Annotated in this window: 15 protein-coding genes and 1 pseudogene; all 16 read right to left on the reverse strand. The window is 42.1% G+C overall.

Annotated elements, in window-relative coordinates:
- Positions 1 to 54: 54 nt before the first annotated feature.
- The gene (locus DXA20_RS08085; protein ID WP_243100579.1) at positions 55 to 945 is read right to left on the reverse strand and encodes a substrate-binding domain-containing protein; all 891 of its coding nucleotides are present in this window, start codon (positions 943 to 945) and stop codon (positions 55 to 57) included.
- Between the two features lie 36 nt (positions 946 to 981).
- A complete protein-coding gene (locus DXA20_RS08090; protein WP_118559963.1) occupies positions 982 to 1230 on the reverse strand; it encodes a hypothetical protein in 249 nt (82 codons plus the stop codon).
- Positions 1231 to 1243: 13 nt separating this feature from the next.
- Positions 1244 to 1906 (reverse strand): annotated as a pseudogene (phoU, locus tag DXA20_RS08095) (phosphate signaling complex protein PhoU); the annotation flags it as partial.
- A gap of 62 nt (positions 1907 to 1968) precedes the next feature.
- Positions 1969 to 2775: a phosphate ABC transporter ATP-binding protein PstB gene (pstB, locus tag DXA20_RS08100; protein WP_022306701.1), complete on the reverse strand. Its 807-nt coding sequence runs from the start codon at positions 2773 to 2775 to the stop codon at positions 1969 to 1971.
- A gap of 111 nt (positions 2776 to 2886) precedes the next feature.
- Positions 2887 to 3753: a phosphate ABC transporter permease PstA gene (pstA, locus tag DXA20_RS08105; protein ID WP_118559967.1), complete on the reverse strand. Its 867-nt coding sequence runs from the start codon at positions 3751 to 3753 to the stop codon at positions 2887 to 2889.
- Positions 3754 to 3926: 173 nt separating this feature from the next.
- On the reverse strand, positions 3927 to 4766 hold the full coding sequence (locus tag DXA20_RS08110; protein ID WP_158577167.1) for a PP2C family protein-serine/threonine phosphatase: 840 nt from the start codon (positions 4764 to 4766) through the stop codon (positions 3927 to 3929).
- Between the two features lie 43 nt (positions 4767 to 4809).
- A complete protein-coding gene (locus DXA20_RS08115) occupies positions 4810 to 5520 on the reverse strand; it encodes a hypothetical protein (protein ID WP_022306704.1) in 711 nt (236 codons plus the stop codon).
- Between the two features lie 68 nt (positions 5521 to 5588).
- Positions 5589 to 7883 (reverse strand): serine/threonine-protein kinase, encoded by a 2295-nt coding sequence (locus tag DXA20_RS08120; protein ID WP_118559971.1) that lies wholly within the window; start codon positions 7881 to 7883, stop codon positions 5589 to 5591.
- 24 nt (positions 7884 to 7907) lie between these two features.
- Positions 7908 to 8636, reverse strand: a complete 729-nt coding sequence (locus DXA20_RS08125; protein WP_118559973.1) for a hypothetical protein — start codon at positions 8634 to 8636, stop codon at positions 7908 to 7910.
- A gap of 20 nt (positions 8637 to 8656) precedes the next feature.
- The gene (locus tag DXA20_RS08130) at positions 8657 to 9139 is read right to left on the reverse strand and encodes a hypothetical protein (protein ID WP_118559975.1); all 483 of its coding nucleotides are present in this window, start codon (positions 9137 to 9139) and stop codon (positions 8657 to 8659) included.
- Positions 9100 to 10971, reverse strand: a complete 1872-nt coding sequence (locus tag DXA20_RS08135; RefSeq protein WP_158577168.1) for a serine/threonine protein kinase — start codon at positions 10969 to 10971, stop codon at positions 9100 to 9102. The genes DXA20_RS08130 and DXA20_RS08135 overlap by 40 nt, the downstream gene beginning before the upstream one ends.
- Positions 10972 to 10997: 26 nt before the next feature.
- Positions 10998 to 11960: a hypothetical protein gene (locus DXA20_RS08140; protein WP_118559979.1), complete on the reverse strand. Its 963-nt coding sequence runs from the start codon at positions 11958 to 11960 to the stop codon at positions 10998 to 11000.
- Positions 11930 to 12853: a serine/threonine-protein kinase gene (locus tag DXA20_RS08145; RefSeq protein ID WP_158577169.1), complete on the reverse strand. Its 924-nt coding sequence runs from the start codon at positions 12851 to 12853 to the stop codon at positions 11930 to 11932. Before DXA20_RS08145 ends, DXA20_RS08140 begins: the two co-directional genes overlap by 31 nt.
- A gap of 44 nt (positions 12854 to 12897) precedes the next feature.
- On the reverse strand, positions 12898 to 13704 hold the full coding sequence (locus DXA20_RS08150; protein ID WP_147403720.1) for a hypothetical protein: 807 nt from the start codon (positions 13702 to 13704) through the stop codon (positions 12898 to 12900).
- On the reverse strand, positions 13697 to 14875 hold the full coding sequence (locus DXA20_RS08155; RefSeq protein ID WP_118559985.1) for an RHS repeat protein: 1179 nt from the start codon (positions 14873 to 14875) through the stop codon (positions 13697 to 13699). The genes DXA20_RS08150 and DXA20_RS08155 overlap by 8 nt, the downstream gene beginning before the upstream one ends.
- 34 nt (positions 14876 to 14909) lie before the next feature.
- Positions 14910 to 17783, reverse strand: coding sequence for a DUF6531 domain-containing protein (locus tag DXA20_RS08160; RefSeq protein WP_118559987.1), 2874 nt, complete (start codon positions 17781 to 17783; stop codon positions 14910 to 14912).
- Positions 17784 to 17842 lie beyond the last annotated feature (59 nt).

The following is a 17842-nucleotide window of genomic DNA, read 5'->3' on the forward strand; positions in this document are numbered from 1 at the left end:
AGTATGTTAAAAACTTTTTACATAACCCCTATATCATGTCATTCTGTATTTTTGTCAGTCATACAGCTTCTGCCATTCTTTAATCTTTCCGGTATATATCTTTTCCAGCTGTTCCAGCGAAATATCCTCGAGTGGATTCTCCTTATTCACGATCACCGCGATCTCATCTCTTGCGATCGACTCATAATCCAAGATCTCTTTTTCATTGTCCTTCAGATCTCTGGAGCTCATGCCAAGATCACATTTTCCCTGCATTGTCTGACGGATTCCGTCGCTGGAATCAGTCTGCTTCACGGTAATGACCGCCTTCGGATTTAACTTCATATATTCTTCGGCAAGACATTCCAAAAGTGGTCCAACCGACGTCGAACCGGTCACTGTGATCTTTCCCTTCGGCTTCAGGGACAGGAAGCTGCTCTGCTTTCCTACTGCCGTGTAAGACTGGCTCACAATCTCCTGTCCGGCACCCCGGATATAACGCATAAAGTCATCTTCCACATCATTTAATTTTCCACTCCACACCAGATAAAAGGAACGGCTGAGCGGATATCCTGCATTGTTCTTCCCCGGCTCTACGCCTCCGACAGACAGCACCTTTACCTGCGAATCGCTGACCATAATACCGGCAGATCCATAGCCGATCGCCGATCGATCACTGCCAACCATATTTAAAACAGATGCGGTATCGTCTGCAATCTTTGCATCCTTTACCGTCTGATCCTTATCTGTATTTTCCTGCACAAACCCGGCAAGCTGCGCAAACGTTCCACGCGTTCCGGATCCCTCCTCTCTGGAGATCACCCCGATCTGTCCGAGCTTGTCAAGTCCTTCCACCTTCTGCTTCGTATCCGCTGCCTGCTTACTGCATCCGGTGCTTCCTGTCATCAGAAGTGCCCCTGTGATAAGAAGCAACAGCAGCCCTTTTCCATTTTTCTTTCTGATCATTTATCGTTTCATCCTTTTCATATCCATTTGCGGAGCTCATGCACGTTTTCCTTCGCCGCCCAGAAGAAGTGCCATTCCAAGAACGGCACCCGGCAGCATTGCAAACAGGGCTCCCGCACCGCCTATGGCATTCTGATAATCGCTGCTTCCTGTTCCAAGACAAAATACCAGTCCAAGAACACAGCCGATGAGCATCCAGCGCATCACATGAAGGATCAGCCAGACACCTCCCACCGTTTTCTCCTGCCAGTTCGTGTGTTTCTTCATCCATTCATATGCCTTCATAAGAATGCACCTCCTATTCCGCCTCCCGGATCAGCCTGCCATGGACATGCTCTCCGGTCAGCGAGAAGATCACCCATTCTGATATATTGGTTGCGTGATCTCCAATTCTCTCAAAGTATTTTGCAATCATCAGAAGATCCGTCGCCTGTTCACCGCAATTCGGATCCTCATGGATCAGCTGCACCAACTCCGTCTGTACCTGATGAAACAGTTCATCGACCACATCATCCTTTTCAATGACTGCTGCTGCCTGAAGCTGATTGCGGTTAACAAATGCATCAACACTTCCCACCAGCATCACCGATGTCTCCTTCGCCATGTTCTGGATATAATCCAGATGCTTGATATAAGGCTCATTGCGGCGAAGCAGCGTTACAATGATCTCCGAAATATCAGCGGCGTGATCTCCGATACGCTCCATATCCGTAATCATTTTCAGCGCAGAGGAAATCTGACGCAGATCTCTCGCTACCGGCTGCTGCTGTAACAGAAGCTTCAGACACAATGACTCAATATCTCTCTCCTGACGGTTGACCTGCTCATCGGATTCGATCACATAGTTTGCCAGATCAATATCCTGCGTCACCAGAGCCTTGATGGTATGCTCGATCGCTTTTTCGATCATGCTTCCCATTTCGATCAGCTCATCATTTAATTTATCTAACTGCTTGTCAAAATGCGTCTCATGCTATCTTCCTCTCTTCTATTTTCATTTCTAATTCATCAGATCCTGCGGCATCATCCAAAACGACCGGTAATGTAATCTTCCGTTCTCTTATCCTCCGGCATAGAAAACAGTTTCTCCGTGTCGTTATATTCCACCATCTCTCCCAGCAGAAAGAATGCCGTCTTGCTGGAAATACGCGTTGCCTGCTGCATATTGTGGGTTACCATAATGATCGTGTAATCCTTCTGCAGCTCCAAAGCAAGTTCCTCGATATGAGCGGTTGAGATCGGGTCTAGTGCCGAAGTCGGCTCATCCATCAGGATAACCTCCGGCTCTACTGCCAATGCCCTCGCAATACAGAGACGCTGCTGCTGTCCACCGGAAAGACCGAGTGCGGACTTTTTCAGACGATCCTTTAACTCATCCCAGATCGCTGCCTGACGCAGGGACTTCTCCACAATCGCATCCAGCTTCTGTCTGGAATGGATTCCGTGGGTTCTTGGTCCGTAAGCAATGTTATCGTAAATGCTCATCGGAAACGGATTCGGATTCTGGAACACCATACCAACCCGCTTGCGCAAATGATTCACATCCATATCACCGTAAATGTCTTCGTTGCCAAGAAGAACCGTTCCCTCAATCTTACAGCCCTCCACCAGATCATTCATCCGGTTCAGAGACTTTAAAAATGTACTCTTACCACAGCCGGAAGGTCCGATAAACGCTGTGATCCGGTTCTGCGGAATATCAATGCTGATATCCTTGAGTGCATGAAAACTGCCATAATGTAAATTTAACTTATCCACATGAAACTTTGTCTGTGCCACTGCCGGATGCTCCGTTGCCTGTACCACAACACTTGAATATACTGAATCCATATTTACTCCTCTTTTCTTAATCTGATCAATATTATGATGCCAGGGTCAAAAATTTTGCCCCCTGCATCTTTTGATATATCTAAACTGCTTGCGCAGATTATTTGCTTTTCATCAAACCTTAGATTTCAACCTTCCTGCTAAGAGATTGGACAGACAGTTGATCACAATGACAAATACCAGAAGCACAACCGCCGTTGCAAATGCCTGATCCGTATGCAGTCCCTCCTTGGAAAGGTTATACATATGAACCGAAAGTGTTCTGACCGAAGAACCAAAGAACCCCTTCACTCCGGCATTTACCTTTGGAACCGCAGCTACCGTTCCTGCCGTAAAGATCAGTGCCGCCGTCTCACCGACAATACGACCGATCGAAAGGATCACGCCGGACAAAATTCCCGGCACTGCCGATGGAAGCACTGTCCGAAACACAGTTCGAAGCTTTCCCGCACCCAGCCCAAAGCTTCCTTCGCGGTAGCTTTTCGGCACCGCCAACAATGCCTCCTCGCTGGTTCTCATGATCGTCGGCAGCACCATGATCGCCACCGTAAGTGCTCCAGAGATCAGCGAATATCCCATGTGCAATGCCCCACAGAAAAACAACATACCAAACAGACCATACACGATTGACGGAATACCGGACAACGTCTCTGCCGTCACACGGACAAGACCAACGATCTTATTGCCTTTCTTCGCATATTCGACCATGTAGATCGCCGCAAAGATTCCGAGCGGTCCTGCGATCAGGATCGCAAGCACCGTCAACAGTAATGTGTTGATCAACGCCGGCAGCATCGAAACGTTGTCCGAATTGTACGTCCACGCAAACAGCTGCGGTGTCAGATGCGGCACTCCCTTTACCAGAATATAAACCACCAGCGAGCCAAGTGCTGCCACCGTGATCACCGCCGAAAGAATCGTCAGGATCAAAATCACAAGCGAACCCGGATGATGGAGATATGTTTTCATTTTCGCCTTCATAATTGATTCATTTCCTTTCTATGTAATTGCAAAACTGCAAAAGAAAAAGCCATCGCTTTATTCACGATGACTTAATCATATATTGGAAAGGTAAAATCTACTATCTTGTTCAGGTCAAATCTGTGTAAAATGTCTGTGAAGAGGTTGGGCTGCACAGTCCCTTTCCTTTTCTCTTACCTGATTTCTTCTCCAATCTCGCAAAGAATAATAGTGACATTATCCTTTCCACCATAGGACAATGCTTTTTCCAGTAACTTCTGTACTTTTTCCTGTACAGTATCTGACTGAGAAAGTACCTCCTGTATCTCTGTCTCCGTTACCATATCCGTCAATCCATCACTGCAGATCAAAAACTGATCCCCCTCCTGAATTTCCATTCGATGTACATATGGTTCCAAACGCATTTCATTGCTGTCAATTCCAAGAAATTGTGTGAGTCCCGGCTTTCTCTGTATTCCCTGCTGCCGCAAAAGATTTTCATCCGTATGCGGCAAAGAGATCCTGCTCCACTGGTTGTCCCTCAGCAGGAACATCGGGCTGTCCCCCAGATCGGTAATCACCACTTCATTGTTACACAAAAACAACATTGATGCCGTAGAGCCAATCAAGCGATAATGATGTTCTCTTCCCCTTTTATAAACAAGCTGACTGATCTGATTCAGCACATCACTCATCTCGGAAGGAGACGGCAAATCCAGAGTTTTCTCCCAGCGTTTTACATGATCGCAGAAGCTGCAGGCACCCGTATATGATGCCAGATCCCCTGCGCTTTCTCCTCCCATTCCATCAAACACCGCCAAAACATGCGTATATCCTGTATCAAAGTCCCAGGTATCCACCGCCTGCTCTTCATTATGAATCTGCGGCAGGCACTTATGTTTATAATAATAATTGTCTTCGTTATTTTCTCTTCGCAACCCCACATTTGTCACTGCTGCAGTTGTCACAAAATAAAATGGCTCCTCCACATATCTCATTTGAAATAGTTCTTTGATCTTCTCCCAAACCTGCATGTGCGCCTCCCCTCTTCTATCCATTTTAACTGGTTCGTTCACTCTACTCGTATGTAACCGTCTTCATAATAGAGTCAAAAATAGACATCACAGATTCGTCTATATCCGGATTATTTGTCGTGAATGTAAATCGAAACAGCTTTCCATTACAAATAGTAATATAGCGATAAAAGCCATTTCCCATATGATTTTTACTTTTGGGCTTCGATCTTCCTTTCACCGTAATATAATACTGCGCATTCAATTTCTTGCTGCCAAACACAACGTTCTTCCATTTCGATATTTCACGACGCTTCAGATTCCATACATAATCTTTTTTTAATTCTTTTTCTGCTTTTTTGATATTTTTCGCATTTAATTTTTTATATTTCTTTATGTATCTAGAGGTGACATCGTTATAGTTTTTTGTTTCTATGGTATCCTCCTCTACCTGCAGTTCATATTTTGGATAACTATTATGTGCCGCCCATAATGATTCCTTTGCTTCCGCATAGACTTTCCATCCCTGAGGACAGGTAACGGATATTGTCACCTTACCGAAGGTGGTATTTCCCATTCCTCCATCGTCTCTTCCCACTGCATCATTATATGCGTCAATTAATATATTCCCCAGATCATTCGCCTTTTTCTTTTCCTCATCAGACAGTGTAATTTCTTTGCCGGGAGTTATCGTCACACTTTTTCCACAGGCTGTCGTAACCATCGCCATAACGCATACCACCATTACAGCCCCGATCTTTTTTCTGTTCACCATTATTTCGTCCTCCATGTTTCCTATTCACGATTTGAAGCTTTGCATCACTAGATATGCCGCCTGATTTTTTATTGATAACCGGCACCGGTAATCATGGTTCTTAACATTTCCTTCGCACTGTCACTGATCGTACTGCCAGCATCACTTCCTGACACCTTATAAGTAAACGCTAACAGCTTCCCCTGATATACCGAATAGTAAGTAAACGAACGCCCTGTCGAATCCGAACTGCCAACCGCATAACATGCTCTGCTTCCCACAAGGACATGTTCCTTGTGGTTGATCGTCTTTCCCTGAGCCAGCATCTGTTCCAACAGCTTCTGTGCGATCGCATCATTCATTCCATCTGCAAAATCTCCGATCCAGTCTTCCTCTTCCAGGGTGACACTGACTTCATTGATTCCGACCAGACTATCTTTATATGTTCCAACTATGCCATTATCGTTTTCCGTAATCTGGTACTCCTTTGGCATAGTTACCGATAAGGCTCCTCCCTTCAGGGATGTTGACTTATCTGCTAATGCATACGGATCGACCTTTTTCTTCGTCAAGGTATAATACTTGATCCCCTCTGTGTTCATGCGCACAGACCCCATCACGGCATCAAACAGTTTTTTGTCTGCCTTGGTCATTTTCGTTCCAACAACATTAAACAGGAAATAAATCTCTGCGGCATCCTGTACCGTATAGTAATACGCACTATCCGCCTTATATTCACCATATTTCGTATAGCTTTGCAGATAATAGTAATTTCTTCCATTAATGGTATATAATCTTGATTCTTCTATGGCATCCTCCAGATTACCACCCCCTAATGCAGCCATCTTCCATGCCGTACTAGTCAATCTGGTATGTGCGTATTTTTCTGATGCACCATCCGGTGCCAATCCATTATCCTTTTCTTTTATAATGTCCTTCACAGACTGTAGACGGACGGAATTTTCCTCACCGCTCTCAAGTGCTGCATTGTCAAAATCCATAGAAAAGGAAATAGACTTGCTTACCTTGCCTTTTTTGTAAGTTGCAACCGCCTTATCTTCATCCACAGTAACCTCCCAGCCCTTTGGCATCCTTGCGGAGATCTGAAGCTTATCTACTGTTGTATACTGCTTTGCAAGACCGCTGGTATCCCTCGTCAGATAACGCACTGTCAGAAAACCCGCCACTCCCAGGATTACAGTCAAAAATGCAATGCCCGCAATCATAACCGGCTTCCTGCCAAGACCTGCCCTCTTTCCTTCGCCGTGTTTATCCTCTTCCATCTCGCCGATATCCCCGCCTACCGGTGGGGTCAGCCTTCCACTCTGCGATTGCGATAAATTTTTCGAATCACAGGTTTTCCCTTGAAATGCTGCTACCGTCGAATTATTCTGACCAGACAGATTACCGGAGCGGTTCACGACCTTCCCGCGTGGTTCCATTTTGGCAAGCACCATCTCACTGCCATCATACCGGACTGTCTGCTGGTACTCCGTGAGTGCTGCAAGCATGTCCCTCGCTGACTGGTAACGATCCTTCGCCTGATAAGCACAGGCTTTCAAAATGATTGCTGACAACTGCTCATCCGCCATTGCCGGTGCAGGCATCGGTGCATTCCCCAGACGCTGCGCCATCGCTTTCTGCGAATCATTGGCAAACATCTGCTTATCTGCCGGAGGCTGAAATGGAAAACGCCCTCTATTTAACAAACGATACAGCATGATTCCAAGCGAATATATGTCTACTGTATGATCATACTTTTCTGCCCGAAACACCTCCGGTGCCATATACATGTTCGTTCCCTTCTGGGAAAGCGCAGACTGCGTTTTCTCTAACTGCTTGGAGATTCCAAAGTCTCCTAATTTGAACGAATCAAATCCATTAAAAAATACATTATCCACTTTGATATCTCTGTGAATCACATTTGCCCTTTCGCAGGCGATCAATGCCTGGCACATATCCATTCCCAGACGAAGTATCTGCTGTCTGGTCATTCCCTTCTCTGCCAGAAAAGAGCCAAGATCCTGCACCAGCTCCATACGGATATAAATATCCCAGCTTATTTCATCCTTTCTGTTGACCACCTGATAATCTTCGATCGCCACAATATTAGTTGCAGACTTTAAAGACTCCATGATCTGTATCTCATTTAAAAGATTTTGCACCATATCCTCAAAGTAGGTGTGTATTGAATCAAAATCCATCCCGGAATGGTACAGATCATTGATCTCAGAATTGTCCTTTGGAATATGCATTACCTTGACCGCAGAATATGACACATTTCCAAGATCCTCTCTTTTCACTTTATATACCTTGCCAAAGGCTCCCTCACCTATCTCATTAACGGTTGTCCAGTTTGGCCATATCTGATGAATTACATCCATTCTGTTTTCTCCCTTTATTACATTTTAGCTTGCTTGTTTCTCATAGGTTACTGTCTGCATAATCGAATCAAAGATTGCAGTCACTGCATCATCAATCTGAGGATTTTTCGCCGTAAATTCAAACTTGAACATTTTACCTTTATAAAAAGTAACATAACGGTACAATCCTTTTCCTTCATGCTTTTTATCCTTTTTCTTTTCCTTTCCCATCGCCGTAATATAATACTGTCCGTTGATCGTCGTATTACCAAAGGAAACACTGCTCCATTTCGGATACGCCTGTTTTTTTAAATATGTCTCATATGACTTTTCAAGTTCCTTTTGAATAGATCCTATGTTATCCGCACTTAACGTATTGATCTTTTTGGCATACTTATCGGATAACTCCTTATAATTCTTATCCTCTGCATCATCTATTTCTACTGTCAGATCATATACCGGATAATCAAAGTGATATGCTCTGATATCGCTATACTCCTTATTGTCATCGCTTGGATAAGAATCTGCATCCCATCCCTCCGGCACTTGCAGCGATAGTACAACTCCTCCTCCAAAATCAACGGAACCTATTCGATCTTCCTCGCTCTGCTTCAAATCCTTTACCGTTTCATCGATTGCTTCCTGATCTTCTTTACTGACTGTAATGTCCTTGATCTTTTTTATGCCAGATCCCTGTTGCTGACAGCCTGTGATCAGGAACACTGCAAGACTTAGGAAGGTTGCCGAAACAAACAGTCTTTTCCGATTTATCATAATTCAATCACCCCTCTTCTTTATTGGTCATATGATGCTGTTTCAATCATGGATCGCAGCATTTTTTTCGCTTTTCCATCGATTGGCAGATCCGCATCGATACCATCTATTTTATAACAAAAGGATAACAGCTTCCCCCTGTATACTGTGTAGTAAGTAAAACTGCGCCCAGTCGCATCAGAGCATCCTACTGCATAACATGCATGGCTGCCTGCCAGCACATGTTCCTTATGATTGATCGTTTCTCCCTGATCTTGCTGCTCCTTCACGATCTGCTCCGCAACTGCGTTATTCATCCCGGTTGACAATGTGCCTAACCAGCTTTTGTCCTGAGTAAGTACAGTTACCGTATAAGAATCCTGACCATAGGAAGTTTGATCCTGATAAACCCCTTTCAGTCCTCCCTCCTCTTCCTTTATCTCACAGGCTGCCGGCATATTCACGGCAACACCGGCTGATCCAACTAAAGTCTGATCCTCTGCCAGTGCATAAATATCTTCCACATACCTGCCGGTTTGAGATTGCAGTATTTAATGCCCTCCGTATTCATTTGCACAGACTTCATGACCGCATCAAGGATTTCTCTGTCCTCTTTGGTGATCTTTGCGCCTCGTACCAGCAGTCTGTAGTAAATTCTGGCACCATCCTGAACCGTCGAATAGATAGCAACTTCACCACTCTTCCCCTCATCATCTTTCCTGACATCGTGTTGTATGTAATAATATCGTCTCCCATTAATGTCATAAATCGCTGATTCCGTCAGAATTTTATCAAAGTCTTCTCCCTCCGACAGATAGGATCGTTTCAACTTTGCCAGATACGCCTGTGCATACTTATCTGACGCACCATCCGGAGCAATCCCCTGCTCCTTCGCATCCTTTTCATTGGCATATCCCAGACCACAGTAAAGTCCATATTTAGTGACTGCCGCATAATCAAAATCCATTGTATAAGATATTTCCTTATAGACATCTCCCTTTTCATATACCGCCACAGCCTGATCTTCGTCCGTGGTCACCTTCCAGCCCTTCGGCATTTTTGCAGAAATCTGCAGTTTGTCCACGGTTGTATACTTCTTGGCGAGATTACGGGTATCCTGCGTCAGATAGCGTACCGCCAAAAAGCCTGCACACGCTAGAATCACAACAAAAAGCACAATCCCCGCAATCATAACCGGCTTCCTGCAAAGACCTGCTCTCTTTTCTCTGGTGGACACATCCTTTTCCTTCACCTCGCCGATATCCCCACCTACCGGTGGTGTCAGCCTGTCACTCTGTATCTTGGATGGACTCTCCGGCTCAGAGGATTCCCCATGAAATGCCACCATGGTTCCATTCGTAATATCACCGGATGCATTTCCAGAACGACTTGTGGATTTGCCCGCCTGTGTATCGGTGGAAATGACAAATTCATCCCCCTCATACTGCGCTGTCTGCTGATACTCCTTGAGTGCTGCAAGCATATCCCTCGCTGACTGGTAACGATCCTTTGCGTGATAAGCACAGGCTTTCAAAATGATCGCAGACAACTGCTCATCCGCCATTGCCGGTGCAGGCATCGGTGCATTCCCCAGACGCTGTGCCATCGCTTTCTGCGAATCACTGGCATACATCTGCTCTTCTGCCGGAGGCTGAAATGGAAAACGTCCCTTATTTAACAAACGATACAGCATGATTCCAAGCGAATATATGTCTACCGTATGGTCGTACTTTTCTGCCCGAAACACCTCCGGTGCCATATACATATTCGTTCCCTTCTGGGAAAGCGCAGACTGCGTTTTCTCTAACTGCTTGGATATTCCAAAATCTCCAAGCTTAAAGGAATGAAAACCATTGAAAAAGATATTATCAATCTTAATATCCCTGTGGATGATATGTTCCTGTTCACAGGCGGTCAGTGCCTGACACATATCCATTCCCAGCCTGAGAACCTGTTGTCTTGTCATGCCATGATCTTCCAGAAATGTTCCCAGATCCTGCAAAAGCTCCATACGGATATAGATATCCCAGCCAATCTCTTTGTTTCTTGGAATAATCTGATAATCCTCAATCACTACAATATTGCTTGCTGACTTTAGCGATTCCATGATCTGTATTTCATTCAGAAGATTTTTCACCATATCCTCAAAGTAGGTGTGTATCGAATCAAAATCCATTCCGGAACGATGCAGATCATTGATCTCAGAATTGTCCTTCGGAATATGCATTACCTTGACCGCGGAATATGACACATTTCCAAGATCCTCTCTTTTCACTTTATATACCTTGCCAAAGGCTCCCTCACCTATCTCATTAACGGTTGTCCAGTTTGGCCATATCTGATGAATTACATCCATTCTTATTCCTCCCATGCCAGTTGATTCTAATTCACAAACAAATGATCTCTTTTCTTAAAATAAATATAATTAACTACTCCCATAGTTCCTGTGACCCCTATATTAACTGTGATGTTCACCGCATATTGTGTCAGTGAAACCGTAAAATTCGTATTGGAACGGATCACTATGTAATACATAATTGTATATAATACGATTGCAGCAGCATTTACCGCAAGCAAACCAATATAATATTTCCATGCGTTCACTTTCCGCTTCGCCATCCATACCAGTACGAACACAGCCGCAATCACCGTAACAATATTGACAGCAGCACCGTAGTAATTGATCAAGCGTAATGACGGTGCCATCTGATAAAGATTAGAAGCCACATTGCTGCCACCATATATATTTCCACTAATATACCGGTATGCCATATATACGCAGCGTAACATCGAATACGGCAGGGCGAGATAAGTCACAAACTGATACCATTTCATTGGCATATCAGGAACCACTGTCGATTTTTTTTCATCTTTCGTAAAAGTCTCTGAACCCTGATCATATTTCTTAGGATCAATCTTTAGCCGGTCACTCTCCTGCTGCCGCTCAGAATTTGTATTATCCTGAAAAGCATTTCCGGTATTACCAAATGCCGCATATGTTCTTTCATCCGAAAAGTCCTGTGGAATACTGCTTTCAGAATGCTCCTCTTCCGGAATATATGTTTCTGACATATCTGGTTCCGGAATATCCGGTTCATCTACCACTGGTAAAACTCCTACAGTATGCCCTTCTCCAAATGCCGCATACGTCCCTTCATCTTCGAAATTCATAAATCTCATGGAGTCATCTTTCACTTCTGAAGACCGGCTGTCATCTGCCCTGCCCTCTTCGTCCTCACCTTCCATCTCTTCTGTACGCAAAGATGAAAGCTCCTCCGGCTCTGGCTGTGGTCTTTGGGCAGCACTGCCCTTTGTTATAATCTCTGTAAGTTCTTCTGATTGCACATATGCCTCCAAAGCTTTCGCCAGTTCATCCGCTTTCTGATATCTGTTTTCTTTGTCATACGCACATGCTCTGCATACAATCTCGGATAAACCGGTCGGAATATCAGGAATTGCCGGAATTGATTTTCCTGATATTCTCTGAAATGTCGCCTTCTGATCATCACTGTATTTAATTGGATTCGGCCATAACGGCATAAACGGAAATCTGCCTTATTCAACAGCCGATAAAGCAAAATCCCAAGCGAATAAATATCCACGCGTGCATCATACGGCTCTCCCCGGAATATCTCCGGTGCCATATACATATTCGTTCCTTTCTGCGACATGGCTGCACGGGTTTTCCCTAACTGTTTCGCAATACCAAAATCTCCCAACTTAAAAGAGCCGAATCGATTTACGAATACATTGTCAATTTTCACATCACGGTGAACAATCCCTGCGATCTCGCAATTTTTCAGAGATTCACAAAGATCCATTCCCAGCTGTACAACCTCACAACCTGTCATCGGATGCCTGTCCAGATAGGTCTGCAGATCTTCCAGAAATTCCATCCGAATAAAAACTTCCCATTTCAAAGGTTCTCTCTGAACCACTTTGTAATCTTCAATTCCGACAATTCCATTCGCGGATTTCATTGATTCCATAATCTGAATTTCCGACATCAGATTGTGAATCATGTCTTCGTAAAATGCCTTGATAGAACTCTCGTCCATATCGGACTGCTGCAGATCACGAATTTCTCGCGGCTCCTTTGGAATCTCTATCACCTTGATCGCAGCATATGATATATTTCCATATACCTCCTTTTTCGCCTTATAAACAGAACCAAAGGTTCCCTCGCCAACCAGTTCCACGGTCTGCCATTCCGGCCACTGCTCTTGTATTTTATCCATCTCCATTAATCCTTTCTATAATATTGGACTCATTAAAATATTCTTTATCCCGCTGCACTGCACGAGATACTCTGTCTGTTTCCTGCCATTACTTTCTTGGCGGTTACTGTTGTTTTCTCCGTCTTTTTGCGCGAGAAAAGTGACTCAATGTATTTCCATATCTTCTGACTGTTTTTCTCCCTAACTGCCTCGGTGCCTTTATCAATAAATTTTTCTGTCATCCCAATAATTCCATACGTTGCAAGACCTTTTGCAAAAGTCTTCAATGCCATATTATGCACTATTCCTTCCTGGGATTTGGTTACCAACATTCTAAAGACTGCATTCCAATTTCCTCTTCCCTTCGTCACCGTTGGAATTTTAATATATTTTCCTACTTTACCCAATACAAATCCGTCAATGGCACCTTTAACTCCACTATTCAATGTGTCTCCAAAAAGCTTCCCCATTGTATATCCGCTTTTTTTCGTGTATCCTTTTTCACTAAACAACTTACTTAAACCATTCGTTACAAATGTTTCTGTTGCTCCTCCTGCAGCTCCCGCAACCGCTCCTCCCGCAATTGCTCCCTGCGGTGTTGCGATTAATGCTCCTTGCACAAATCCACCCGCAACTTTACCAACATGCTTTTCCCACGGGCTTAAGGTTAGTTTGCCATTTTTGTAAGAAGTAACCACATCTCCAATCAATAATGATCCTTCATTAATTACGGCACCAACAATTCCTGTTGCAATCGGAACCGGAATTTCTCCTGTCGGATCTGTATAATTTTCTGCATCATTTCGACAATACAGATATGAATTAACAGACAATGAAGTTACCATTGTTCCCGGTATAACATCTCTACTCAAAAAAACGTCCTGCTTTAGCAGAATATTCTCGGATACCAACATGCTCTAATCCGGTCAACCGATCTTTCCGATAACCACAAAATCCAAATTGAACTCCCTGCTGCCCCTGTCTCAGAGTGTTACCAAATGTATCGTAAAGACCTCCCTCATAACAATGATCCCTATCAAACTCAAATAACGGAGACATTTTTTCATCATGCATGATAAATATAGATTTGTCTGTCTTTTGCGCAACAAGCATATTGTCCCAAATATAATTATGACTGCACCCACTCTCAACTGCTGTAAGTGCATTGTTATAATTCTTGGTATAATCATATTGAAACTGCTGACTGCTCTCCCTTCCATCCACAAATCTGGTATGTTCAGAAACCCTATAGCCAAACGAATTGCATATATAGTCACTACTTCCCTGCTCCGTTATCGCCTGTCGCAGTAATCCCGCTGCATCATAAGAGAACCGGGTATGTTCTTTTCCATTTATAAATTCTCCAAGCATATTTCCCGCTGCATCATACCGAAAATCATGCTTTCCATCAGAATCCTCCATGTATATCAACTGATCCAGATTATTATAATGATACTGTGCTGTTCCAAATGAATTTACAGAACATGTTCTGTTTCCAAACGCATCATACTCGTAATGCTCCACTCTCTTTTCGTTGCACAACACATCAGTAATACTTCCTCTGGCATCATAACAATACTGATACAGATTACTCTGATTTTCTGGTAAACCGGTTTTTTCCAATTGCTTGATCCGTCCCAATGCATCATATGTATAGCGCAATCCTGTTACAATATTGTCATCTTTTTTATGCTGCAGCTGTTCCAAAACACCAAGTGCATTATAAGAGTATTCGGTCTTATAATGATGCGGGTATAATTTTTCCCGTAATCTGCCATTTGTATCATATCCATATCGGATCGCTTCATCGCCCATTTGTAACTTTGATAAATTTCCCGCCATATCATAAGAATATCGAATTTCACTTCCGTCCGGATATGTCAGGCCTGTACATGCCCCTCTTTCATTCCATCTGTATTGAACCTTATCTCCGTTCGGATATTCAACAGATTCCGGCTTTCCATTTCTATTTCTATGGATAAAGGTCTGCCCTGTCCAATCCTCCAGTTTAATCAGTTGATCTAACGCATCGTATTCCATCATACTGTTCTTCCGTCAGAATATATGCGTTTTTTATCTATCCGTTTGGATAATATTCAAATACAGTTTTGTTATTATTCTCATCAACTTTCTCAATCAGTCTTCCACATTTATCGTATTGATATGTTTCTTTTTGCCCTGCTGGATCAATTGAAGAAATCAGATTTCCCATCAGATCCCACTGATATCTTGATACCCTTGTTATATGTTCATTTTTCTGATTAAATTCATTAAGTCTGTCAATATCAATACGATTTTCCTGCATCATGCAAACCAGATTTCCCATGCAGTCATAATTATATTGTGTGGCAAATCCCAACTCATCTGTACTGTGTATTAATTTTCCATTTGCAGAATATTTAAAATGCTTTTTTTCTCCTTCTGCATTTGTAACGGTAATAACATTTCCCAATGCATCATACACATATTTTTCTAAAAGCACACCATTTTTCTGGATTTGTACAATATTTCCTACTGCATCATACTCCAGTCCATATTTCACTTCATCCTGAGTTATAACAGAAACAAGTTTTTCATTGGGATCATATTCATAGGAATTACTTTCTCCATTGATATGTGTTTCCTTCTTTAATAATCCTCCCGGATAATATTCTCTTTTCTCCAGCCATCCTGTCTTATCGCTGATTTCTGAAATCAAATTTAATGCATTATATTTATAAAAGTTTTCATACCCTGTACGATCTTTTTTATAAATACAATTTCCCATTTTGTCATATTGCAGAACACATTCTGTCCCATCAGAATATCTCACCAGACTGACATATCCCCGCTCATCATATTCTGCTTCAACCACATTTCCCATAGAATCAATGGTTTTCACCGGACGATTAAGAGCATCATATGCTAATTCATAAACGCCTTTTTCTGCATCTATTCTTTTAATAAGATTTCCGCAAGGATCATAAAATGCCTTTTGGATTCCTCCATTTGCATCTTGAATTTCTATCAGGTTCTGATACTGATCATAGGAAAATCTGGATTCACCACCATTTGCATCTGTTCTTTTTGTAACATTCCACATATGATCATATTCCCATGTAGTCTCATTTCCCTCTGCATCAATATATTTGCAGGGTTTATTCATTGTATTATATTGAATCTCCAGAACATTTCCCTGTTCATCAATATTTTTGACCATATTTCCACAGGAATCATAAAAATACTGCACACTATTGCCATCCGGTTTTTCAACTTTTATAATTTCATCCGCTGAATTATAATAATATTTCGTTTCATATCCCTTAGGATCAATAGAAGCTGTAATACGATTCAGTTTATCATAAAAATACTCCGTTTCTCCTCCCATAAAATTAGTGATAGAAGTCATACGACCAAGTTCATCGTACTTCATAGATACCTTTGCACCATCCGGATATACAATCCCTGTCATATGATCCTTTTCATCATAATTAAAACAGCACTTCCCCTGATTGGCATCAACAGATTCTTTTTGTCGATTTCTTTCATCATATATAACAGAACAAAGAACGTCACCATTTACAATATACTTTTCTATCTGTCCCATCTGATTATATTGGAACGCCATATTGTATCCCAATGCATTTTCAAATTTTGTCAACTTACCATTTTCATTGTAGGTATACAATGATTTATGACCATTTCTGTCTGTAAAAGATGTTCTTTGGTTTTGATCATTATAAGTAAAAACTTCTTCTCCATTTTCATATACATTTCTTACATTTCTGTATAATTCGTCATGATAATATCGAACCGTATTTCCATTCTGCTCTTTATAAACCACACAATTTTCTTTCTGATCATAAACATATGATATTGTACCGCCATCAGGGAATTCCTGCTGAATTGTTCGTCCTGTTCCATCATAAATATTTTTAACTTCGGAAATTCCTTTACTATTAATCACCTCACATAATTTACCGGAAAAATCATATTCAAATTTCCACTTTCTACCACCATTCATTCTAATTTCTGATAACATAGAATGATCATACTGCAATTCCAGCAATCGTTCATTCTGATCTTCTATACGAATGATTTTATTGTCTTCATTATATGTAAATGCATAACAATTCCCCATATTATCACTAACATGATCGATCTGCTGCAGTGCATTATAGGAAACATTATATCCTTCCCCTCCCAGATCCTTCTGTGAAATCAACTTTCCTGTTGTATCAAACAGCCAGATGTAATTATCTTCATCAACAAGTTTATAATAATCTCCATCCTTTTTGATATATGCAAAAGTTCCATCACAAGCAACAAATTTTCCATTTCCATCATTAACAAATTGGTACAGAGATGAATCCGTCTTTTTAACCTGAATGATATCATTTTCTTTAATAAGACATACCTGGAAATTCAACATCCATCCGGTTCCTACTGATGTTTCTTCATCGTCATTACTGTTATAAAAAAGATGAACTGACATCGGGACTGCACCATCTAAGACGAGACATTCTTTATCATATATAAAATTACCGTTACACAAATTAACCGGATCGACGCTATAATTACTTGCAGCATCCAATCCTTTAACCTTTCCCATCTTACGAAACTCTTTCGAAATATTATTGATCTGATCATCAATATCATTAAGAATTTCTTTGCTATCCGCCTCTCCTAGCATCAGTTTTGCCAATGCTTTATCAACGTTTTCATAGCTATCCGCTGATATTTTTGCCGCACGGGAACCAGTTTCTAACATCCCTGTAATATTTTCAAAAGATTTTGTTACACTACTGATTTTTCCGGCAAAATTATTTGCTAATAAACTACTCCAATTACTGTTGATCGTATTCATTTCATTGTTTATAGACTGAAACAGAGATGTATACTGTTCCTTCAAAGCGGTCATTTTATTTGCCTGAGTCCTTAATTCTTCTGCTGATAATTTAATATCTGCCATTTCTTCACCTCATCTATTTAATCTTTATCATCGATCACTCAAACTTTCTGTTTTTACAT

Source organism: Roseburia sp. AM59-24XD (genome assembly GCF_003478445.1).
Taxonomy (GTDB): Bacteria; Bacillota; Clostridia; order Lachnospirales; family Lachnospiraceae; genus Jutongia.